Origin of the sequence: Anaerovorax odorimutans, from assembly GCF_024459955.1 — a bacterium.
GTDB lineage: Bacteria > Bacillota > Clostridia > Peptostreptococcales > Anaerovoracaceae > Hominibacterium > Hominibacterium odorimutans_A.
This window is the reverse complement of sequence record NZ_JANFXK010000024.1, coordinates 19724-42723: the sequence shown is the minus strand read 5'-3', so window position 1 is coordinate 42723 and position 23000 is coordinate 19724. Positions and strand designations below refer to the sequence as shown.

At 48.2% G+C, this 23000-nt stretch carries 17 protein-coding genes and 1 pseudogene; 16 read left to right on the top strand and 2 right to left on the bottom strand.

Annotation, left to right across the window (positions count from 1 at the left end; genetic code table 11):
* The 13 genes and pseudogenes from NE619_RS16145 to hpfG all read left to right on the top strand — a co-directional run.
* Positions 1-1056, top strand: a 1056-nt coding sequence (locus NE619_RS16145) for a hypothetical protein (RefSeq protein ID WP_330640816.1), incomplete at its 5' end; no start/stop codon positions are given.
* A 729-nt stretch (positions 1057-1785) separates the two neighbouring features.
* A pseudogene (locus tag NE619_RS19170) lies at positions 1786-1995 on the top strand (helix-turn-helix transcriptional regulator); the annotation flags it as partial.
* A 27-nt stretch (positions 1996-2022) separates the two neighbouring features.
* Entirely contained in the window at positions 2023-2244 is a 222-nt protein-coding gene (locus tag NE619_RS19165) for an AbrB/MazE/SpoVT family DNA-binding domain-containing protein (RefSeq protein WP_334304339.1), read from the top strand.
* Positions 2245-2255: 11 nt separating this feature from the next.
* Positions 2256-2990, top strand: a complete 735-nt coding sequence (locus NE619_RS16135; protein ID WP_256133491.1) for an ABC transporter ATP-binding protein — start codon at positions 2256-2258, stop codon at positions 2988-2990.
* A 2-nt stretch (positions 2991-2992) separates the two neighbouring features.
* Entirely contained in the window at positions 2993-3718 is a 726-nt protein-coding gene (locus tag NE619_RS16130; RefSeq protein WP_256133495.1) for an ABC transporter permease, read from the top strand.
* Between the two features lie 82 nt (positions 3719-3800).
* Positions 3801-5189 carry a sigma-54 interaction domain-containing protein gene (locus NE619_RS16125; RefSeq protein ID WP_256133490.1) on the top strand — a complete coding sequence of 463 codons (1389 nt, stop codon included), beginning with the start codon at positions 3801-3803 and terminating at the stop codon, positions 5187-5189.
* A gap of 189 nt (positions 5190-5378) precedes the next feature.
* Positions 5379-6254 (top strand): dimethylarginine dimethylaminohydrolase family protein, encoded by an 876-nt coding sequence (locus NE619_RS16120; protein WP_256133489.1) that lies wholly within the window; start codon positions 5379-5381, stop codon positions 6252-6254.
* 28 nt (positions 6255-6282) lie between these two features.
* On the top strand, positions 6283-7965 hold the full coding sequence (locus NE619_RS16115) for a M20/M25/M40 family metallo-hydrolase (RefSeq protein WP_256133488.1): 1683 nt from the start codon (positions 6283-6285) through the stop codon (positions 7963-7965).
* Positions 7966-7997: 32 nt separating this feature from the next.
* Positions 7998-9476 (top strand): amino acid permease, encoded by a 1479-nt coding sequence (locus NE619_RS16110; RefSeq protein ID WP_256133487.1) that lies wholly within the window; start codon positions 7998-8000, stop codon positions 9474-9476.
* A 124-nt stretch (positions 9477-9600) separates the two neighbouring features.
* Positions 9601-11031 (top strand): type I glutamate--ammonia ligase, encoded by a 1431-nt coding sequence (gene glnA, locus NE619_RS16105; protein ID WP_256133486.1) that lies wholly within the window; start codon positions 9601-9603, stop codon positions 11029-11031.
* Positions 11032-11122: 91 nt separating this feature from the next.
* The gene (locus NE619_RS16100; protein WP_256133485.1) at positions 11123-11899 is read left to right on the top strand and encodes an epoxyqueuosine reductase; all 777 of its coding nucleotides are present in this window, start codon (positions 11123-11125) and stop codon (positions 11897-11899) included.
* 83 nt (positions 11900-11982) lie between these two features.
* On the top strand, positions 11983-12951 hold the full coding sequence (hpfH, locus tag NE619_RS16095; protein WP_256133494.1) for a (2S)-3-sulfopropanediol dehydratase activating enzyme: 969 nt from the start codon (positions 11983-11985) through the stop codon (positions 12949-12951).
* Positions 12948-15458, top strand: a complete 2511-nt coding sequence (gene hpfG, locus NE619_RS16090) for a (2S)-3-sulfopropanediol dehydratase (RefSeq protein ID WP_256133484.1) — start codon at positions 12948-12950, stop codon at positions 15456-15458. Before hpfH ends, hpfG begins: the two co-directional genes overlap by 4 nt.
* 236 nt (positions 15459-15694) lie before the next feature.
* On the opposite strand, the gene NE619_RS16085 is transcribed toward hpfG, so the two are convergent.
* Together NE619_RS16085 and NE619_RS16080 are read right to left on the bottom strand one after the other, a co-directional pair.
* Positions 15695-16618, bottom strand: coding sequence for an AEC family transporter (locus NE619_RS16085; protein WP_256133483.1), 924 nt, complete (start codon positions 16616-16618; stop codon positions 15695-15697).
* A gap of 16 nt (positions 16619-16634) precedes the next feature.
* Positions 16635-18674: a sigma-54-dependent Fis family transcriptional regulator gene (locus NE619_RS16080; protein WP_256133482.1), complete on the bottom strand. Its 2040-nt coding sequence runs from the start codon at positions 18672-18674 to the stop codon at positions 16635-16637.
* A gap of 361 nt (positions 18675-19035) precedes the next feature.
* Between NE619_RS16080 and NE619_RS16075 the strand changes: the two genes are divergently transcribed.
* The 3 genes from NE619_RS16075 (at position 19036) to NE619_RS16065 (ending at position 22981) form a co-directional block, all read left to right on the top strand.
* A complete protein-coding gene (locus tag NE619_RS16075) occupies positions 19036-20052 on the top strand; it encodes a Gfo/Idh/MocA family oxidoreductase (RefSeq protein ID WP_256133481.1) in 1017 nt (338 codons plus the stop codon).
* Between the two features lie 9 nt (positions 20053-20061).
* Positions 20062-21477 (top strand): MFS transporter, encoded by a 1416-nt coding sequence (locus NE619_RS16070; protein ID WP_256133480.1) that lies wholly within the window; start codon positions 20062-20064, stop codon positions 21475-21477.
* A gap of 265 nt (positions 21478-21742) precedes the next feature.
* Positions 21743-22981 carry a M24 family metallopeptidase gene (locus tag NE619_RS16065; protein WP_256133479.1) on the top strand — a complete coding sequence of 413 codons (1239 nt, stop codon included), beginning with the start codon at positions 21743-21745 and terminating at the stop codon, positions 22979-22981.
* The last annotated feature ends 19 nt before the right edge of the window (positions 22982-23000 follow it).

Here is a 23000-nt window from a genome sequence, read left to right as displayed (position 1 = left end):
ATCTGCGACCAAGGAGCGAATTCAGGGTCCATGGTCGCGGGATTCTGCAGCAAGCAACCGATTTGGTCGCAAATGGCCGCAGTTCAGAGAGGCATCTGCGACCAAGGAGTCAATTCAGGGTCCATGGTCGCAGGATTTTACAGCAAGCGACCGATTTGGTCGCAAGAAAAGGGGGAAACGATGGATAATTTTGAGAAAACGCTGAATTTAGAAATTGCCGTTCAGGAGCGGTTGCTAAAAGAGAGTAAAGCTGTAATTAAGCAGGCGCCGGAAGGCTATTTGACCGCACGGCAGCGGCCTGAAAAGACAGACTATTATCAAACCTGTAAGGGCATAACAGAAAAAGGCTGGGGGAATAAGAGCGTTAATATAAAGCATGATCCAGACAAGCTTTGTGGTCTGATCGAAAAAATGCTCGCAGTCAAAACCAGAAAAATATGCAATAAAAATCTGCCTCTTATGCATAATTTACTGCGGCAATACCAAACCTGTGACAGAGAAACGCTGATTCAGGAGCTGCCGCCCAAATATAGAAAAGCCTTGGAGCTTCGCCGGGAAAAACAGCTTCAAGAGTGGCTGGCCGCAGATTATATGAAATGCCCGTTCGATTCTAAAAGTCATATTCACGAAACCGCATGTGGGGAGTTGGTGCGCTCAAAATCCGAGGTAATTATAGCCAATGCGCTTTTTGGCTATGGCATTCCTTTTCGATATGAGGAGCGGTTTCCTTATCCCAGTGAGGATGGCGTTTTTTATTATCCGGACTTTACGATACGTCTGTTGGATGGCAGACGACTGATCTGGGAGCATTTGGGACTGCTCCAGGAGTTGGGCTATTGTATCGAAAATGCGCAAAAACTGCATACTTACCAGCGCAATAATCTAGTAATCGGAAAGAATCTGATTCTGACTCAGGATGATAATAAAGGAAACTGCAGCAGCCAATTTATCTTCCATATTATAGAGAGCTATATCCTGCCATACTTTACAGGTGTGAGACAGGATGGCAAAAGTCACGGAGCCTTTCATGGCTGGGAGAAGCAGCACAGATGGTAAAGATGGCGGATCGATTTTTCCGGACCTATTGACCCGCATTCAGCTGCAAATTCCCGTAGCACAGAAAGGCATCTGCGACCAAGATGCCAATTCGAGTCTCATGGTCGCGGGATTTCGCCGCAAGCAGTCAATCTGGTTGCAAACACCCGCAAGGCCAGAAAGACCTTGCGACCAAGGTGCCGTTTCGAGCCCCATGGTCGCGGGATTCCGCAGCAAGAGGCCGGTTTGGTCGCAAATCCCCGTGAGCCAGAAAGGGCTCTGCGACCAAGGTGCTGTTTCGAGCCCCATGGTCGCAGGATTTTGCAGCAAGCGACCGATTTGGTCGCAAATCCTCGTAGTGCGGAAGAAGGTTTGCGACCAAGGCGCCGTTTCGAGCCCCATGGTCGCGGGATTCCGTAGCAAGAGGCCGGTCTGGTCGCAAATCCCCGTAGTGCTGAAGAAGGTCTGCGACCAAGGAGCCAATTCAAGCCCCATGGTCGCGGGATTTGGCAGCAAGCAGCCGATTTGGTCGCAAAGCCCCGTGAGTCAGAAAGACCTTGCGACCAAGACGCCAATTCAAGCCCCATGGTCGCGGGATTCCGCAGCAAGCGACCGATTTGGTCGCAAATCCCCGCAGCCCAGGCCCGCACGCTGACCCCAGCGGCGCCCATCCTTCAACCTTCAAGACGCAACGAAAAGTAGAATCCATGTCAGCTCCTGTTGGTGGAGAATGTGCCGAGTACGAGTATAATGAGTTATATGAAAGGTAGGAAAAACATGATAAGCGTGAATTTACAGAGACTCAGGAAAGTGCATCAATATACGCAGGAAGAGCTGGCGGAAAAGTTAAACGTGTCCCGTCAGGCGGTGGCAAAGTGGGAGAGCGGCGAATCCATGCCGGATCTGGCTACCTGCAGCGAAATCGCCCGTCTGTTTGGTGTCAGTCTCGATGATCTGGTGAATTACCGGGAAGACGAGTCGGGTGTGATGATTCCTCCCAAAGGAAAGCATCTCTTCGGGAGCGTTACGGTAGGAGAAAGAGGGCAGATTGTAATACCGAAAAAAGCGCGTGAAATTTTTCATATAAAGGCCGGCGATAAGCTGCTGGTTTTGGGTGATGAAGAGCGCGGGCTGGCTATTGTGGCACAGTCCGATCTGGAAAAATTCTTCGACGCCCTTGCGCTTGTCCATGATTTTCCGAAAAAATAAAGGAGGAAAACATGGATTTTGCAATTAAAACCTGCGGATTGACGAAAAAATACGCAGGCAGGGCCGCAGTGGACAACTTGTCCCTATCGGTAAGAAGAGGGGAGCTCTTTGCTCTGCTGGGAGTAAACGGAGCCGGAAAGACGACGACAATCAGAATGCTGTCGTGCCTGACCAGGCCGGACGATGGGGATGCCTTTCTTTTGGGCAGCAGCATCAGATCCGATGAGAAAGAAGTAAAAAAGTGTATTGGCGTATCACCTCAGGAGACGGCCATTGCCAGGAATCTGTCGGTTAGGGAAAATCTGGAACTGATGGCAGGCGTCCACGGAATCAAGAAGGCGGAAGCAAAGAGAAAGGCGGATGAGCTGATTCGGCTTTTTGCTCTGGAGGAGATCGAAAAGCAGAAAGCAAAGACGCTTTCGGGCGGCTGGCAGCGGAGGCTCAGCATTGCTATGGCCTTAATCAGCGACCCGCGGATTTTATTTTTAGATGAACCAACCCTGGGACTGGATGTTTTAGCGAGGAGGGAGCTGTGGTCCGTAATACGGCAATTGAAAGGCCGTATTACCGTGATTCTCACCACCCATTACCTGGAAGAGGCCGAATCCCTTTCCGACAGGATCTGTATCATGAAAGACGGGAAGCTTTGCGCCATTGGTACGGAAAAAGAGCTGCGGGAACAAACCGGAGCAGCCAGCTTTGAAGATGCCTTCGTGTATCTGGCGGGAGGAGGCGATTTGCAGTGAAAATGCAAGTTTTTGCGGGTCGTACCACAAAAGAAATTTTACGTGACCCGATATCCATGATCTTTGGCATTGGCTTCCCGGTGATTCTGATCCTGCTGCTGACAGCGATCAACCGCAATGTGCCAGAACCAATTTTTCAACTGGACCGATTGACCCCGGGAATCGCAGTGTTCGGCCTTTCTTTTATGGCGCTCTTTTCCGCCCAGCTGGTAGCGCACGACCGTGAAACATCCATGCTGGCAAGACTGATGACAACCCCCATGTCGGCAGCGGACTTCATTCTCGGCTATACGCTTCCGCTGATTCCCATGGCATTGGCTCAGAGCCTCATCTGCTACCTGGTCGCCTTTGCTCTGGGGATGGAGATTACCGTTTCCGCTTTTGTTTCACTACTGCTGATGCTTCCGGTATCGCTGACGTTTATTGGCATGGGACTCCTATGCGGCAGCCTGTTCAACGAAAAGACCGCTACCGGCGTCTGCGGAGCGCTGCTGACCAATTTGACCGCATGGCTTTCCGGCACATGGTTCAGCCTGGACTTGGTGGGAGGAGCCTTTAAAACAGCCGCTTACTGCCTTCCCTTTGTCCATGCGGTAGACATGGGCCAGGCCGCGGTCACCGGAGCCTACGGCGACATGTTTCCCCATATATGGTGGGTGGCAGCCTATGGAATCGGGCTGGTGACGCTTTCTATGGCCGTATTCCGCTCAAAGATGAAAACTGCCTGAACACGCAGCCTTTACAAGTGCGAAAAATCAGGATAGAATAGAGTTCATACAGCAGAAAGAATACAGGCAGAAGGAGGCGGCCATGTTTGCCAGTTGTTTGGAACAGATGAGCGGCATCTATGATAATATGGACTCGATCCTGATTACAGACCGGGACGGGATTATAGAATACTGTGCTCTCATTGATTTGGAAGACCATACCGTAAAAAACGAAGGTTATACGGGAAAATATCTCTTGGAGGTCTATCCGGATCTTACGGAAGAGGAGAGTACGATTTTCCGTGTCATGAAAACTGGCGAACCGATCATTGATGAGGTGCAGACCCTTACGGACTGCAATGGAAAAACCCTGACCTTTTCCTGCAGCACTTATCCCATTGAGCTCAACGGAGAGATCATTGGGGCGGTAGAAGGAACGATTATGCTGTCCGAAAACGGGGAGCCATGCAGTAAACGAATCGGCAGGAGAGAAAAAACACAGGGCAGGGAAGATCGCTATTATTGCCTGGACGACATGGTGACCCAGGACCCGCACATGGAAGAAGTAAAGGAGCAGATTCTGCGCAGCGCTGCCGGAGAATCTACGGTCATGGTCATTGGAGATACGGGGACCGGCAAGGAAGTCGCCGCCCAGGCTATCCACAGCCACAGCAGGCGCGCAAAAGGGCCTTTTGTTTCCCAGAACTGCTCGGCAATTCCCGCGGGCCTTCTGGAAAGCACGCTGTTCGGAACGGTCAAAGGCAGCTACACGGGAGCGGAAAACAGAAAGGGCTTGTTCGAAATGGCCCATAACGGAACCTTGTTCCTGGATGAACTCAACTCCATGGATATCAGCCTTCAGGGCAAGATCTTAAAAGCAGTGGAAGAGCAGAAAATCCGGCGGGTGGGCGAAGAGGAGGAGCGCAGGATCGATGTGCGCATCGTATCGGCAGTCAACCGGGAACCCAGGGATATCATAGAGGAGCAGGAAATGCGGCGCGATCTCTACTATCGGCTGAGCGTGGTTCAGATCCGGCTGCCCCTTTTGCGGGACCGAAAAAGGGATATTCCGTTGCTGATAGATCATTACATAGAATACTACAACCGCCGGAGCGGTAAAAAGTTAAAGGGCTGCAGCAAACTGGCCATGCAGATGCTCATGAGTTATAGCTGGCCCGGCAACGTCAGGGAGCTGCGGAATGTGATCGAGTATGGATTCAACATGGCGGAAGCCGATGAGATTACGGTGAGGGATATTCCGGCGCACCTGCTATACGACAAAAAGCCGGAAGCTGCAGGGCCGGAAAGCTGCAAATGGAAAAAGGAACTGAACGAGAACAAAACGATTAATGAGATCGTGGGGGATTTTGAGAAGAATATCCTCCGCCAGGTTCTCAGTGAGACGGACAATATTACCGAGGCGGCGCGGCAGCTCCATATCAGCAGGCAGGCGCTGCGGTATAAGATGGAAAAATACCGACTGGAGAAATAGAACAAAGTCAGAGAAAACGAAAGAAATTTTGCGAAGATGCGCAAGATTTTTTTCGTTTTTGCTGTATTTCCCTGGCTGCTGATTTGTCCAAACAGCCGAATACAGCAAAACGACAGGCTTTCCTGCAGTTTTCAGATGTTGGCATGATATTTGCTTTAATTATATAAAAAAACATTTGGAGGTATAAAAATGAAATACGGTTGTCAATCTATGGTCGGAAAAATAGAATCTATTTTAATTAAAAAGCCGGAACAGGCCTTTATCAGTCAGGAAAATCTCAATAACACCTGGGAGGAATTCAAATATTTCGGCTGCCCGGATTATGAGAAGGTGCTGGAAGAATATGCAGTATTTGAGAAATATATCAAGGAAAATGTAGAAAATGTTTATTATCTTCCTCAGGATGACCGCACCGGTCTGGATTCGATCTATACCCACGATCCACTGAAGATCACCCAAAAAGGAGCGATCTACTTTCCAATGGGCAAAGCCCTTCGCAGCAAGGAATATCTGGCGACAAAAGCATATCTGGAGAGCATCGGAGTACCGACTCTGGGTGAGATCAAAGCTCCGGGGAAGATGGAAGGCGGAGACGTTCTCTGGATTGATGAAAAGACCGTTGCCATCGGCAGAGGCTATCGCACCAATGATGAAGGCATCCGTCAGTTCAAGGAACTGACAAAGGACATCATTGATGAATACATCATCGTACCTATGCCCCACGGAGAAGGAGAAGATGCCTGCCTGCACCTGATGAGCATCATCAGCTTTGTGGATACGGATAAAGCGGTTGTCTATTCCAAATTCATGCCTGTATTCTTCCGGGAATACCTGCTGGAAAAAGGATTTACGCTCATCGAAGCCGATGATGACGAATATGATTATCTGGGTACTAATCTGCTGGCTTTGGAGCCGGGAAAGGTGATTCTGATCAAGGGCTGCCCGAAGGTGGAGAAAAAACTGAAGGATCTGGGACTGACCGTCATGACTTACGAAGGCAAAGAGCTTTCCTACAGAGGCACCGGAGGCCCTACCTGTCTGACCTGCCCGATCACAAGACTGTAAATAAAAAGAAGAAAGGCTTATCTGCGTAATGGGAGAAAAAAAGGACATTTTAAGAGAAATCGATAAAGAAATCCGCGATATTCTGTATCGCTATATCAAGACCCAGAGCTTTACCTATACGGAGAGGGAAAAGGAAGCGGAGCAGTTTCTCATGGGCCATCTGTCGGAAATTCCCTACTTTAAGGAAAATCCTCAGTATTACGGAACTTATCCCATCCCAGGGGACTCCTTCGGCCGGGCGGTATGCTACGCGATGGTCAAGGGCAGGGGCGACGATACCGTTGTTTTCGTACACCATAACGACGTGGTGGAGATCGAGGATTTCAAGCTTTTGAAATCCTATGCGTTTTCCCCGGACGAACTGGCCCAGGAGCTGTATAAAATAAAGGACTCTCTGCCGTCGGACGCCAGAAAGGATCTGGAGGACGATACCTTTCTCTTTGGAAGGGGAACAGCCGACATGAAAGGCGGCGGAGCCATTCAGCTGGCGCTTCTGCGGCGTTACAGTGAGCTGAAGGATTTCAAAGGAAATGTGATCGTTATCGCAGTGCCGGATGAAGAAAACCTTTCGGCAGGAATGCGGGCCGCTGTGAAACTCCTGGAGGAATTAAAGAATACGTATGGTCTGAACTACAAAATCATGATTAATTCCGAGCCTCATCAGAGAAAGGACTTTACGCAGGGGATCTTTTCCGAAGGGTCCGTAGGCAAGCTTATGCCCTTTGTCTATGTCAGAGGATATCTTTCCCACATCGGAAAGGTGTTCGAGGGATTCAACCCGCTGAATCTGATGAGTGAGATTGTCAGGAGCACGGAATTGAATATGGACTTCTGCGATGCGATGGGGGCGGAGAGCGCGCCTCCTCCTACGTGGCTGTATCTGAAAGACAGCAAAAAACAGTATGATGTTTCCATGCCTCTTTCCGCGTCCGGATGTTTCAGCATCCTTACGCTGGATCAGACTCCCGCGGAAGTAATGGAAAAGGTGGAGACTGTCTGTACAAAAGCCTTCGGCAAGATCCTTGAGGAAATGAACGAGAGCTATGCCCGGTTTTGCCAGGTGGCCGAGCCGGTGGCAAAGGAACTGCCCTGGAAGGTGAAGGTGACGGATTTTGCCAGTCTCTGTGAAGAAGCTGCCGGAGCGCACGGAGCGGCCTTCCGGGAGAACTATGAGAAAAAGGTGGCCCACCTTTCCCAGAGCATGCGGGAAGGTACCATCAATATTATAGAAAGCAACTTCGCTCTGGTGGAATTCGTGTTCGATTATATTGAAGACTTATCGCCGAGGGTAGTCTGCGGTTTGATCCCGCCATATTATCCCAATGTTTCCAACCTGTATTTCGAAAAACTGGATCCTCAGGTGAAGACGCTGGCGCAGGATCTGGACGCCTATACCTGGGAAACGTACCGGCAGCATTATACGAAAGAATATTTTTACACTGGAATATCCGATCTGAGCTACACAAGCATAAGGGAGGGAAACCGCACTCTGGAAGCATTGGAGAGATCGATGCCACTGTTCGGAGACTTTTACAGCATTCCGGTGGCGGCTATCGAAACCATAACCATGCCGTGCATGAACATCGGCCCCTGGGGCAAGGATTTTCACAAACTGACAGAGCGGGTATGCAGGGAGGACCTGTTTGAACGGACTCCAAGGATCATCAATAAAGCCGTATCGCTGCTTTTGGATGATCCGTCGCTGGCGTAAGCCGGCCGGTTTTCACAGAAAGGAGAAATCACATGAGTGAAGCCAAAGAAAACAATAAACTTCAAAGAAAGCTGAAACCGAGGCAGATGAATATGATCGCCATCGGCGGGGCTATTGGGACCGGGCTCTTTGTAGCCACCGGTTCCTCCATCAGTACAGCAGGGCCGGGAGGCAGTATGGTTGCCTACGGAATTATTGGAATCGCCGTATACTTTGTTATGACCGCCCTGGGTGAAATGGCGACCTACCGGCCTGTACCTGGCGCCTTTGAGACCTATTCCACCGATTACATCGATCCGGCCTTCGGCTTTGCCATGGGCTGGAACTACTGGTATTGCAGCGCCATGACCGTTGCTACGGAGCTGGTGGCATCGGCCATTGTCATGAAATTCTGGTTTCCGGATAGTTCGTCGATCATGTGGAGCGCTATTTTTATCGTTTTGCTGCTGGTCCTGAACATGTTTTCAGCCGGTATTTTCGGCGAAGCGGAATTCTGGTTCGCGGGAATCAAGGTAGTGACCATCATTATTTTCCTGGTAGTGGGCGTCCTGATGATCATTGGCGTATTCAAGTCCGAAAGTCCAGGATTCAGCAACTGGACTCTGGACGACGCGCCGTTTGTCGGAGGCGGTTTCGCCATATTCAGTATTTTTATGGTGGCCGGTTTTTCCTTTGTAGGCGTTGAAGCCACCGCCATTGCCGCAGGAGAATGTGTCAACCCTGAAAAAACAGTACCTAAAGCCATTAACAGTGTGTTCTGGCGTATCCTGCTGTTTTACATAGGAGCGATTTTTGTAGTGGCTACTTTGATTCCTTATACGAATCCTGACTTGCTTAATGCGGATATCGATAACGTGGCGGTTAGTCCTTTTACCATTATTTTTGAAAAGAGCGGCATTGCTATGGCAGCCTCGGTAATGAACGCGGTCATTCTGACCTCAATACTGTCCTGCGGTAATTCCACGCTTTATTCCGCCAGCCGCCTGCTGTTTTCCATGGCCAACTCTGGAAAATCGCCTAAATTATTCGGCAAGGTCAGCAAAAAAGGCGTACCAGTCGTTGCCGTGCTTTTTACAGCTTTAACAGCCAGCCTCTGCTTCCTCACTTCCCTGAACAGCGACAGCGCCGTTTATACCTGGCTGTACAGCGCTACCGGCCTGACCGGATTTCTGACATGGTTCGGTATTTGTATCTGCCATCTGAGATTCAGAAGGGGTTTCAAGGTTCAGGGAAAGGATCTGGCCGAGCTGAAATACAAGACAAAGTTATATCCCTTTGGTACGTGGTATTCTTTGATTGTCTGCACAATCGTAATCTTGGGCCAGGGCTATTATGCCTTCACTTCTTCCGGCGTAGACTGGTACGGAGTTCTGGTTACCTATATCGGCCTGCCGATTTTCGTGGCCCTGTATATCATTCGCAAAATTGTCAAAAAGACCAAAATCATATCGGCAACGGAAATGGATCTATCCAAAGATCCGGTACAGCAGGAATCGCCAAAAGTGGGTTAATCATAAAAAATGAACGTTCCTTTTAAAAGTAACCGCAGCAAAAGAATTGACAACCCGGGTCCGGGGAATATATACTAAAGAGTGGGAAAATTTATGCTATATTAAATAAAAAGGAGAACTGTGCATGTTTAATTCACTGGTAGAAGCAAAACGATTTATAGAAGAAAAGCGGATACAGATGGTCGACTTTATGATGATTGACCTCAACGGCAGATGGAGACATCTGACCATTCCTGTAGATCGTTTTACGGAAGACACTTTTAAAAACGGCATCGGCTTTGATGGCAGCAACTATGGGTTCGCGCCGGTAGAGAAGAGCGATATGGTATTCATTCCGGACCTCTCTACCTCTTATGTGGACCCTTTCATGGAAATCCCGACCCTGGCTATGATCGGCGACGTATATGTAATCGATGTGCCGAACAACCGGCCTTTTGACCAGGACCCGAGAAACGTGGCAAAACACGCGGAAGAATATCTCGTAAAAGCGGGCATCGCTGATGAGATGAAGATCGGACCGGAATACGAATTCCATGTATTCGATCACGTAAGCTATTCCACAGCGCCCAATGAATCCAGCTATTATATTGATACTGAGCAGGCTGAATGGAATAAAGAGGACCGGGACTTTAACTTGGGATACAAGATGCCCCATAAAGGCGGATATCACATGGCGCCGCCGCAGGACGTACTGTATGATTTCAGAAGCAGAGTCTGCATGCTGATGGAAAAGCAGGGCATCCGTGTTAAATATCACCATCACGAAGTAGGCGGACCGGGACAGCTGGAGATCGAAGTGGAATTCGGTTCCGTAACAGAGATGGCCGATAAGACGATGATGACAAAATATCTGATTAAGAACGAAGCCATTGCCGAAGGAAAGACTGCTACCTTTATGCCAAAGCCGATCTTCGACGAGGCAGGAAACGGCATGCACGTTCATATGCAGCTGTTCAAAGGCGGAGAACCTCTCTTCTATGACAAGGATGGGTATTCACAGCTTTCACAGGACGCGCTGTATTTCATGGGCGGTATTTTAAGACATATCCGTGCGCTGTGCGCCTTTACAAATCCGAGCACCAACTCCTTCAAACGTCTGGTGCCTGGCTACGAAGCTCCAGTTACAATCGGTTTTGCGACAGCCAACAGGAGCTCCGTTATCCGTGTGCCGGCATATGCCAAAGATCCGGATAAAAAACGTTTCGAAATCCGTAATCCGGACGGCACCTGCAATCCGTACTATGCGTTTTCCGCTATCCTGATGGCGGGCTGCGATGGAATCAAGAACAAAATCGATCCGGTAGCGGAAGGCTATGGGCCGTATGACTTTAATCTTTACAACTTATCCGAAGAGGAAAAGAAAAAGATCAAGAGCCTGCCGAGAACGCTGGACGAAGCTCTGGACGCGCTGGAAGAGGATCATGCCTTCCTGACAGAGGGCGGCGTGTTCCCGGAAAAGCTGATCGAGATCTGGCTGATTAATAAGCGTGCGGAAACGAAGAAGCACAGTCTGATGCCGACACCGATGGAATTTGACATGTACTACGATCTGTAAGAAAAGAGACGACGTTTAAACAAGGCCTTGTGATAAAGGTCTTGTTTTTTCGATTGTCGGCAGGAAAAAATCCACTCTGGAGGCAGAACAAATGAAGAAATATCTCGAAAAGCAGATAGAAAACTTTATTCGAAAGTACGAATCCAAGTCGCAGACAAAATGGGGAAAGCCGCTGGTTGGGTTTGCCGACGCGGACCTGACCAGTCTGAAATCTGTAATTTCACCAGCACATGCCACCGGACAGGATGTCATTGAGCGTCCGACGGTGATCCTGGCCTATTTCGTGCCTTTCTTAAAGGATATGGCGCAGACCAATATTGAAGCGGGTACGGCATCCCCTCAGTGGGCCCTGGGCTATGAGGAGACCAACGCTATGTTCGGTGAGCTGAATCAGCATATTATCAACCTTTTGAAGGGGGAAGGATATCGGGCGGCTGTTTCACCGGAAGCGGGAGCTTTTGACAGGGAACTTCTCATCAGCAACTGGTCGCAGCGCCACATCGCCTATGCGGCAGGCCTTGGCACCTTTGGGCTCAATAATATGCTGATTACGAAAAGGGGCTGCTGCGGACGAATCAGTACAGTTGTCACGGATCTTCCCGTGACCCCGGACAGTCCCATGAAAGAAGAACTGTGTATTTATAAGCGGTCAGGAAAATGCGGCCTCTGTGCCGACCGATGCCCTTCCGGGGCGCTGACGCGAAATGGATACGACAGGGAAAAATGTTTTCAGGTTTGCCGGGAAAATGCCGCGATTTACAATAGCTTTGGAAATTCCTATGCTTCGGAACCGGGACAGCCCGCGGAAGATACCGGGAGCGAAGTCTGCGGCAAGTGCGTAGCAGGCATGCCCTGCGCCTTCCTGTAATGGAAGCACTTGTTTCCTGAGGTGATTTTTGCTATATTGATACAGGCAGGAGTCTGTTTGTTGAGGAGAAAGGTTTGCGAAACATGGCCAGGGAAGGCATCATATTCAATATTCAGCGTTATACGATCCACGACGGACCGGGAATCCGCACGGAGTTATTTCTAAAAGGCTGTCCGCTCACATGCAGGTGGTGCGGCAATCCGGAGAGCCAGTCCCAGGGAATCGTGCCGGGCGTCTATACCGCCAAATGCATAGGAAAAGATAAATGCGGATTCTGTGAAACCGCGTGTGCCGAAGCCGGTAGTCTCGTATTCGAGGAAAATAAGCTGGTTTCCATTGACCGAAAACGGTGTATAAATTGTATGAAATGCGCCGACCAGTGCCCGGCGGACGCGATCAAGCAATGGGGCCGCAAAATGACGGCAGAAGAAGCCATGGAAGTGATCCGGCGGGATAAGGCCTATTACCAGAGCTCGCAGGGAGGTGTAACGGTCTCAGGCGGAGAGCCTCTGACGCAGAGCGAATTTACGGCGGATCTTTTTGAGCGCTGTCAAAAGGAAGGTATACATACATGTCTGGAATCCACCTTTTGCACGGACTGGAGCCTGATTGAACGGGTCGTCCCATATGCGGACCTGCTGATTACGGATATCAAACACATGGACCCGGAAGCGCATCGGAAACATACCGGCGTTTCCAATGAAAGAATCCTTGAGAACCTGAAAAGGCTGTCAAAGCTGGGCAAAGAAATGATCGTGCGTATTCCGGTGATCCCGGGAGTGAACGATGATATGGAAAACATGCGGGCCACCTGTGATTTTATAATCCGGGATCTGGGAAATCGCGTTTCACAGCTGCAGCTGCTGAGCTTTATGCGGCTGGGAGAGGAAAAATACGCCTCCCTGGGCAGGCCGTATCCCATGGGTGATGTGAATTTGGACCGGAAGCAATTTAATAAACACATACAAACGTTAGCAAATTATTTTAACGGCAGAGGCGTCAGCTGTACAGCGGGAACGACTGCCGGAGAAGATGGGGGAATGAAAGAATGAGCGGAACAAAGCCGTGCGGAACGGAAAGCTATGATCAAAGCTACGGAGTAGGATATCGGGTAGGACACGATGATTTTTCGCCCTACGAGCGGGTAAACCGATTGAGAAAAACCTTTCTCGACAGAGAATTCAATATTGATATACAGAGAGCCAGACTGATTACGGAGGTGTACAAAAACAATCCTGATCTGTCAGCCAAGCTGAAAACGGCCTATTCTCTGCAAAACATCCTTGAGAATGTTGACATTGATCTTTACGATGAGGAACTGGTCGTGGGGGAAGTGGCCGCGCCCGCCAAAGCCGCGCCGGTCTATCCGGAGTTTTCCGTCAGCTGGATCATAGACGAGTTAAAGCATCACCCCTTTGACCAGCGGGCGCACGATAAGTTTTTCATTACCGATGAAGACAGGGATGAGCTTTTGGAAATCCTGGAGTTCTGGGAGGGGAAGACTGTAGCTGACCTTGTGGACTCCCGTCTGACGGAGGATGAGAAGAAGGGCTGCGAGCTGGGCAAAAAGGTTTATATGACCAATCTCTATCACTTTGCGGGCGTTGGTCATTTTGTCATGGACTATCCGGAGCTTTTGAGAAAAGGATATAACGGTTACCTGGCAGAGGTGGAACAGAAATTAGAGGCTCTGAACCCTTCCGATGGGGAGTACCGGGAAAAGCGCGATTTTTACGAGGCCATGAGGATTGAACTGAAAGCGGCCTGCGGATATATCAAACGATATGCGGAGCTGGCGGAGTCCCGCGCAAAGGGTGAAACCAATGAGCAGAGGAAAAAAGAGCTGCTGCAGATTGCAGAAAACTGCCGGCAAATCGCAGGCGGACCGGCCCTGACCATGTGGCAGGCCCTTCAGCTTTGGCACTTTGCCACTACTATTACACAGATCGAATCCAATGGGCACTCCATATCCTACGGAAGAATGGACCAGTGGTTGTACCCATATTATAAAAAGGATATTGAAGAGGGCGTGATCACGAAGGAATTCGCCCAGGAGCTTTTGGAAGTCGCCTATGTTAAAACCGGAAATCCCTCCAAGCTGAAGGATAAAATGACAGTCGAAGTCAGAAGCGGCCGGGGTTGGGGCGGCGAGAGTCTGACAATCGGGGGCGTGGACGAAGATGGAAACGACGCTGCCAATGATCTGACCTTTATGCTGCTGGAAGCCTCCGCGCACACCAGAATGATGAATCCGTGGGTATGTGTCCGTATGCATGAAAAAACGCCTTACGAGCTGAAAGTCAAGGCAGTGGAGTGCATCCGCGCAGGGTACGGTCACCCCAAGCTCTTCAACGACGCACCGACGATCGAGGTAATGCAAAGAAAGGGAATGACACTGGAAGAAGCCAGAAACTATGAGGTTGTGGGCTGCGTGGAACCGGATCTGCCGGGCTACGAATACGGATTTCATGATTCTGCCTATATGAACATCGCCAAAGTCATGGAGCTGGCGCTTAACGGCGGCAAATGCATCGATTGCAGTAAGGACTGCCCGAGATTTGCCCAGTGCGCCGGAATCGGAAGCCATCTGGGGCCGGATACCGGAAGCCTTGCCGACTTTAAGAATATGGATGAAGTTTTACAGAGTTTTGATCGACAGATGAAATTCTGGACCGATCAGATGTGTCAGGGAATCAACGTGATTGACCGGGCGCACAGAGAGCTGAAACCGCTGCCTTTCGCTTCCGCTTTTTTCAACGATTGTATTGAAACCGGCAGGGATCTGGGCGAGGGCGGAGCCAGATACAACTTTACCGGGCCGCAGGCCAGCGGAATCGCCACCTGCGCCGATACTCTGTCGGTAATCAGCCAGCTGGTATTCGATGAGGGCAGATATACCGGAGAAGAGCTGCTGCAGGCCATCCGGGACAACTGGGAAGGTCATGAAGCTCTGTACGCGCTGGTCAACAGCAGCAAGGTCCATCATTATGGCAATGACGACGATTATGCGGATGAATTCTTTAAGGAAGTGTTCAACTGCTATTGCAGAAATATCGAAGGAAGAGAAAATCCGCGGGGAGGCACTTTCTGTCCCGGCGTATATACGGTAAACGCTAACGTGGGACTGGGCCTGGATTTGGGAGCGTCTTTAGACGGCAGGAAGAGCAGTGAGCCTCTTTCCGACAATATGGGACCGGTTCATACCAGTGCGGCTTCCCACGATATCTGCGGGCCTACGGCTATTTCCAATTCCGTGACAAAGGTGGACCACAGCAGGGCTACCAACGGGACGCTGCTCAACTGGAAATTCCCGCCTGAATGTGTGGCGGGAAAAGCGGGCCGGGAAAACCTGATCGGCTTTATCGACGCTTATTTTGCAAAGAAGGCCATGCACTGCCAGTTCAATATTATGAGTACGGAAATGATGAAAGCGGCCATGAAAAAGCCGGAAGATTATAAGGATATGCTGGTGCGTGTGGCGGGATACAGCGCGTATTTCGTGGAGCTGGGAAAACCGCTGCAGATGGATCTGATCAACCGCACGGAGCTGTCGTTTTAGTAAGGCGAAATTTGGATAAAAAGCTGCGGCGGCGGGGGGATCAGAAGTATTACCTCCGGCCTGGATATGGAGGCTGGTTTGCCGATAGGCAGAGAATGGCGCGTGCATAAAAATACAAAAAATGCGATCTGTGTGCCGGTCGGTGCCCACCGGGAGCATTGGCGAAAGCGGAATATGACAGAGAAAAAGATTTTCGGTACTGCGCAGCCGAAATGCCCTGTGGGCTTTAGAAACGGCTACAGGAGGATGCTGGCATATATGGGGATGGTGACCAGGCTGATGAGTGTGGAAAGACTGACCAGATTGGAAGCGTACTCCCCTTCCAGATCATAGTATTCGGACATGATTGCTGTCTGAGCGTGACAAGGCAGCGAGGCCGTAAGAGTAAAGACTTTCAAGGGTAGCCCGCCGATGCCAAACAGAGAAAATGCTCCCCAGATGATGAGCGGATGGAGCACGAACTTGCCCAGCATGATGATAACCTGGTCCACAGTGATCTTCGAGACGCCGCGGGATACGGATTTTGCCAGATTGGAACCGATAACCAGCAGAGAAAGCGGCACACAAATATCGCCCAGATACGTGAGCGAGGTTTCCAGTATAACGGGAAGATGCCATTCCAGCTCCACCAGAGCGCAGCCGATGAGCACACCGACCAGGCCCGGGCTGAAGATCTTTTTAACGGAAAAAGATTTGCCTCCTGATTCGGATGCCTTGCAAAGGGTATATGCTCCCAGGCTCCAGAACATCACAATTGTCACCAGGTAAAAGGTGAACAGATAGGGCAGCCCTTCGTGGCCAAAGACGATCTGATTGATCGGAAGCCCGATAAACATCGTGTTATTGAAGGTAAAGGTTGTTTCAAAGACAGCCCTCTTTTTCGGCGGTAATTTTAAAAGCCTTGACAGTAGCTTTCCTAAAAAATACATGAAAAAGAGGCTGGCTGCGATGATGAGCAGGTTCCAAAAGGCCGCCCGGAGCATGTCCGGCGTGAACCGGTTTTCTATGCTGACGATGGCCAGAGACGGAGCTGCGATTTGTACCACAGTGGTCGAAAATACTTTATTGGTATTTTCAGGCCACTTTTTTCTTTTTGTAAAGTAAAAGCCGACTCCCAGGATAATGAATACGACTAGTACACTGATAATTCCGTTTAACAAAGTTGTCACCTCACGATTACCATTTCCTATAGGATTCCAAGTCCAGATTATACTTTTTGATCTTGCGGTATAATGTTCGTTTCGGTATGCCCAGACGTTGTGCGGCACTGGCGACATGGCCATGCTCCTCCCTGAGGACTGCAACGATTCGGGAATATTCTTTTGCCGGGGAATCAAAACTTGTGTCAGATTGGGGGCAGGATAAATTTTCTTCCGGCTTCCCGTCAAAAGATCCCACCAGAGGAGAAATATTTTTCGTAAAATCCGTCCTCAGAAGGGAATTGAAAAGCTGCTCGACCGGTATGGTGTCATTGCCTGCTGTGATGAGCAGTCTTTCCACTACATTCTCCAATTCCCGCACATTCCCCGGCCACGAATAATCATTGCATTTCTGCCTTATTTCAGATGTTAAGGGATTTATATGAATTTCCCCGGAACCGTGGAGTCCCACAAAATAATCGATGAGGAGCGGAATGTCTTCTTTTCGTTCTCGAAGCGGAGGCATTTCAATAGACAGTACATTGAGGCGATAGTAAAGATCGCTGCGAAATAGTTTTTCTTTCACCGCAGCAGCTAAATCCGTATTAGTTGCTGCGATAATCCTTACATCAACAGCCTTTGGCTTTTTACCGCCAATACGTATGATTTCTTTATTTTGGAGTACTCTCAGTAACGTGGCCTGCAGCTCAAGCGGCATATCACCAATTTCATCCAGGAAAAGGGTGCCGCCGTCGGCTAATTCAAATTTTCCTGGATTCCCACTCTTATTAGCCCCCGTAAAAGCACCAGTTTCATAACCGAAAAGTTCGCTTTCAATTAAGCCTTTAGGGAGAGAAGCACAATTAATTGCGATAAAAGGGCCTTCGTACCGGCGGCTTGCGTTGTGTACGGCCTGCGCCAACACATCTTTCCCGGTTCCGCTTTCGCCAAGAATGAGCAAATTGGAATCATTTTTAGCTGCAAGGCGGCCCATATTTTTAACACCTTCAATACAGGAGGATTGGCCGATAATAGAATCAAAGGTGTACTTGGCTGTAAATCCACCGATTTTATTAACTAACTTATGCACCGTTTCAATTCGGTCGAATTTTAAAATGATATTCGTGGCGTCATGGGAATTGCATACCACATTGAGCATTACTGTAATTGTATTTCCGGAAGAATTATTAACGGTGGCTTCTTTATTATATATACTGTTTTTTGTGTAAAGAATTTCTTCAACAGTATTCATATCTGAAAAAATTTCATTGATATGAACGTTTAATAGATCATAAGAAATGTTCAGAATTTCAGAGGCCTTCTCATTATACTGGGTAATACGCCCAATTCGATTGATCAAAAGGATACCGCTGGAAAGAGAATTCAATGTAAATTGAAGTTTACTGTTGATTTCCGACATCTCTTCATAAGCCATTTTCAATCTGAGTTCTTTCTCTACGCCATCGGCGGCGGCAGTAATCATTCCCAGAGAATGGGCGGGAACAAGTTTGTATGGTCCAATTAGGGCCAGACAGCCTATCAATTCTTTGTTTTGCCCATAGATTGGCGCGGCGCAGCAAATGTAATCGTGATGGGTTTGGATGAAATGTTCTTTGCCATAGACGGCATATGGCGCACCCAGAGCAAGGCAGATCGCAATCCCGGAGGTGCCGACTATTTTCTCGGAACGAAGACAGCCCAACTCCAAACCAGTGTTATGGGCTTTTTTTTGAATCAATTCATCATCGGCCAGTAAGTCGATGACACATCCATCTTTATTCACCAGTGCTAGTGCGAAATTTGTACCTTTAACATAAAAGTAAAGTTTTTGCATGTGGTCATGAGCAATGGATATGAGGTGTTTGTTTTCTTTCAGCACATAGTCCAATTCTTGTCTGCTGAGAATAAAATGCTTCATTTCAAAGGGCGATACTTGATATTCTAAAGACCGCCTCCATGAGTCAAGGATTTCCGGCCTGATCGTATCGAGGCTTCTAGGGAGAGGTTCCTTTTCTTTTACATATTTGTTCCAGTATGTTCCAATAACGTCAAAATAATCCTGTGTAATTTTTTCCATTTGTAGCTCCTCCGGTGCGGTAGAAAAAACTCTATACTATAATATAAATGCAAGATCGGTGCCATTTTAAAGGATCCTGCTATTATGTAGCAACTGCGACTTAAAAGTGCCACAATGTCAAAAAAATGACATAAAAATGACATGCTTATAGCATCACTATAGCACAAGATTAAAAGGAAAAAGACAAAAAAATAAAATAATTGATTGAATTTCGGACATTTATTCGAGAAAATCAACATTTATAAGAATGTTATAAAAATTTTGGCATGATGATTGCGTTAAAATAAAAACGAGCACGACAATAGTACGCGTTAAACCATTTGCAAAGCAATTGCTGAGGAAATCGTGAAAGGAGAAGAAAATGAAGAAAGTAAGAGTTGGTGTTGTGGGGTTGGGAAATCTGGGTGAGCTGCACGTGCGGCATCTGCAGGATAAAATCGCCGCATCGGAAGTAGTCGCCATATGTGATGTATTTGATGAGCGAGTAAAAGCGATTCAAGAAAAATATGAGGTTCCCACAGGGTATACCGATTATGATGAGATGTTAAAAAAAGAGGACTTGGATGCGGTAGCGATTGTAACGAATGTTCAGACTCATAAGGATTTGATAATTAAAGCGTGTGACGCCAAGCTAAATATTTTTTGCGAAAAACCGCTTTCTCTGGATCCGGAAGAGTGCAAAGCAATTGAAAAAAAGGTGGAAGAAAACAACACAAAAATCTTTACGCTAGGATTTATGCGGAGATTTGACCCGTCTCATGCCGAGGCTATGGAGCGAATTCGTCGCGGAGAAATCGGTAAACCTGTGCTGTTCAAAAGTACCAGCCTGGATGGCGTTTCAGTAATTGATGAGTTGTTGGATAAATGTAAAAAGGGCGCTTTTCACCCGTGGTTTTTTGAAATGGGAATTCATGATTGTGACTTGTCCAGGTGGTTCCTGGGAAGCGAGATATCCTGCGCTTATGCAACGGGCGGAGCTTACGTGAGAGAAGAATTCGCCGATTATGATGATTACGACAATGGTATTGCGTTGGCCACAATGGAAAATGGTACCTGTGCGACGATCCATGTGGGAAAAGCGGCGGCCTGCAGTCACGTGGAGGCGGAAATCATCGGTACAAAAGGAACCTTGCGAATCAATGCGATTCCAAGAAGGAACAGAATGCAGATTTATAAGGACGGCTATATAGCCGAGGAGGGAATCGTAGATTTTCTGGAGCGTTGGGAAGATGCCTTCTATCTGGAGATGGCTAATTTTATCGACTGTGTGCTAACCGGGCGAAAGCCGGAAGTAACGGTTTACGACGGAACAAAAAGTCTGGAGATGGCCATTGTGCTTCATAAATCATACATGGAAAAAAGATTGATTAAAAAATAGGAGGGACTGATGGAAAATTTAACAAAAAAATCGGAAAACAGGCTGCCTGATAAATCCCACGACAGCCAGCGCGTACCTCTTTATGAGAAGTTCGCTTTTGCCTCGGGAGATGTCGCCTGTAATTTTGTATTTGGCTTTACCGGCAGTCTTCTGACCTTATTTTATACGGATTATGCGGGAGTTTCCGCTGCAACTGTCGGTCTGGTAATGCTGGTATCGAGATTTTTGGACGGAGGGTCCGATCTGCTATTCGCATGTATTGTAGACAAAGTTAAATCCAAGCATGGTAAAGCGAGACCGTGGGTCCTCTGGATGGCTGTTCCTTTTGGTATAACCTATATCCTGCTGTTCACGGTGCCGTCCGATTGTACGCAGGCGATGAAGGGCATCTATGTATTTGTAACCTACAATCTCTGTACAACGGTGGTCTATACGGCACTCAATCTTCCTTACGGAGCACTGAGTTCACTGATTACCAGAGATACGAGGCAGAGAGAATTTTTACAGGCATTTCGCATGGGGCTGTCTCCGATCGGTAGAATTCTGGTGACAGCGGTTTCACTGCCTATTGTAGAAGCTTTTGGCGACGGTCAGGGCGCATGGATCAAGACTTCATTTATTTTCGCCACAGTCGCAATAGTCCTATTGCTTTTCTGCTTCTTTGGGACAAAAGAACGTGTGGACTTCCGCGATTTGGAAGAAAAACAGGAAAAGAAAAAGACCAATAAAGAGAGCTTCCTTGTGATGATAAAAAATAAATATTGGGCCTTATGCTTGGGCTTATGGGGCGTGATGGTTCTGACCTCAACGGCGAACAGCACGATCCTTGGCTATTACGCAAAATACATCTTGGGAGATAAGATCTATGTGTCACAGATCTATACGGCGGAGCAGGTCGCGATGATCGTTTGCATCCTATTTGTCACTCCAGCACTGGTAAAGTTCACGGGAAAACGAAACATTACGATGTATGGGATGTTCCTGGTAATTGCGGCACAACTGGTATTGCTGCTAAATCCCACCAACGTAACCTTGGTGACAGTTCTGGCGGTCGTAAAAGGCTTTGGATATGGGCCGCTGTGGGGAAGCGTATTCGCAATGCTTGCAGATGCCTGTGAATATGGTCAATGGAAATTCCATGTGCGCAACGACGCATTCCTTTTCAGTGCAGGTTCTATCGGGTCGAAGCTGGGAGGAGGCATTGCCGCAGGTATGGTGGGCGTAGTGCTTTCAGTCTGCGGATATGACGGCATGGCATCCGTACAAACCGAACAATCGCTTAGCGCTATTTATTGGGTATATGTATTTCTTCCTATCGTACTGGCCGTAGTGCAGATTGTATTCTGCCTGTTCTATAAACTGGATAAAATGCTGCCGATGATAAACAAAGAATTAGCAGAACGGGAAGCGAGAGGTGAAATCTAAAAAAGACAGCATAATAGCGTGCCGATTTAGTGTCAAAAATAAGACATTGATGTGACGGATGGCAATAAAATGGCACAGATGACGGGCTGTGACAACAGATGTGTCAGCCAGCCAAGTCAATATTTAGACAAATAAGGTGGAACTGTGTCGATTTTAAGCCAAATTCAGGACAGATAAAGTAAATTGATAAAATCAAACTGATTGGCATAAGAATTGCGGTATTAAATATTCGTAGAATAATTGAATGAAAAAGGAGGGCAACAATATGCCAAAATCAGGATTTAATGGCGTTGATTTTGAATCGAACGTAAACTATGACAGATTGAGAAAAGAAAGGCTGGCAAAAGCCAAAGAGGGATTGAAAAAATCAGATCTGGGAGCACTGCTGTGTTATGACTTCGATAACATCAGATATATAACAGGGACCTACATAGGAGAATGGAATAGAAATAAAATGAACAGGCACTGCCTTCTCATTGATGGGGTGGAGGAGCCAATTCTATTTGATCCGGCATGCCCGTCCAAAAGGCAGAGAATTGACTGGATAAAGCCGGAGAATATTCTACCGGCAGTAGGTTCTATGAGAGGCGCTATTCCCAAAGAAGTGGGTATGATTGAAAAAGAGGCTGAAGAAGTCGTAGCGCTTTTGAAAAAATACGGCGTGGAAAATAAACCTCTGGGGCTGGATATTACAGATGTACCGATGGTCAGGGCGCTTGAATCTCATAATGTCGAAGTGGTTGACGGACAAGCTGTAATGGTCGATGTGCGGATTATAAAGACAGAGGACGAAATCGAATTGCTGAAAAAATCCGCATCAATGGTGGACGGTGTCTATTATGATCTGGCGAAAGCTCTGCGCCCGGGGATTATGGAAAATGAACTGTCTGCGATTGCCCATAAAAAGCTGATCGGATGGGGGTCGGAAGTGGTGGAGTTTGTTAATGTAATTTCCGGGCAAAGAGGTAATCCTCACTCCCATACGACCTCCAACAGAATGATTCGCCCAGGAGAAATCGTGTATTTTGATATTGGAAACACTTATAACGGATATAAAACTTGCTATTATCGTACCTTCACCTGTGGAAAACCAACGCCGGCCCAGGTGAGAGCGTACGACAAAGCATTGAAATGGATCAACGATTCAATCTCTGTGATAAAACCGGGGGCTACTTCCGCAGATGTAGCGGCCTGCTGGCCGTCCGCAACGGAGTTGGGCTTTAAAAATGAAGAAGAAGCATTCCTCTTGCAGTTTGCGCATGGAATTGGAATCGGTCTTTGGGAAAAACCGATTATTTCAAGGCTTTTCTCGCTTGACAATCCATTTGAGCTGAGGGAAGGTATGGTGTTTGCCATAGAGACATGGTGTCCGGCAGAAGATGGAACAGGCAGTGCGAGAATTGAGCAGGAAATCGTTGTAACGAAAGAAGGCCATGAGATAATTACCAAATTCCCCGTGGATGAGATAACCAGCTGCGGCCTTCCGGGTTGCCAGTTCCTGTAAACAAGCGAATTGGAGGAAA

Coding starts and splice junctions, on each gene's coding strand:
- NE619_RS19165 (WP_334304339.1), top strand. CDS start 2,023: ATGATTCCTCCCAAAGGAAAGCATCTCTTCGGGAGCGTTACGGTAGGA.
- NE619_RS16135 (WP_256133491.1), top strand. CDS start 2,256: ATGGATTTTGCAATTAAAACCTGCGGATTGACGAAAAAATACGCAGGC.
- NE619_RS16130 (WP_256133495.1), top strand. CDS start 2,993: ATGCAAGTTTTTGCGGGTCGTACCACAAAAGAAATTTTACGTGACCCG.
- NE619_RS16125 (WP_256133490.1), top strand. CDS start 3,801: ATGTTTGCCAGTTGTTTGGAACAGATGAGCGGCATCTATGATAATATG.
- NE619_RS16120 (WP_256133489.1), top strand. CDS start 5,379: ATGAAATACGGTTGTCAATCTATGGTCGGAAAAATAGAATCTATTTTA.
- NE619_RS16115 (WP_256133488.1), top strand. CDS start 6,283: ATGGGAGAAAAAAAGGACATTTTAAGAGAAATCGATAAAGAAATCCGC.
- NE619_RS16110 (WP_256133487.1), top strand. CDS start 7,998: ATGAGTGAAGCCAAAGAAAACAATAAACTTCAAAGAAAGCTGAAACCG.
- glnA (WP_256133486.1), top strand. CDS start 9,601: ATGTTTAATTCACTGGTAGAAGCAAAACGATTTATAGAAGAAAAGCGG.
- NE619_RS16100 (WP_256133485.1), top strand. CDS start 11,123: ATGAAGAAATATCTCGAAAAGCAGATAGAAAACTTTATTCGAAAGTAC.
- hpfH (WP_256133494.1), top strand. CDS start 11,983: ATGGCCAGGGAAGGCATCATATTCAATATTCAGCGTTATACGATCCAC.
- hpfG (WP_256133484.1), top strand. CDS start 12,948: ATGAGCGGAACAAAGCCGTGCGGAACGGAAAGCTATGATCAAAGCTAC.
- NE619_RS16080 (WP_256133482.1), bottom strand. CDS start 18,674: ATGGAAAAAATTACACAGGATTATTTTGACGTTATTGGAACATACTGG.
- NE619_RS16075 (WP_256133481.1), top strand. CDS start 19,036: ATGAAGAAAGTAAGAGTTGGTGTTGTGGGGTTGGGAAATCTGGGTGAG.
- NE619_RS16070 (WP_256133480.1), top strand. CDS start 20,062: ATGGAAAATTTAACAAAAAAATCGGAAAACAGGCTGCCTGATAAATCC.
- NE619_RS16065 (WP_256133479.1), top strand. CDS start 21,743: ATGCCAAAATCAGGATTTAATGGCGTTGATTTTGAATCGAACGTAAAC.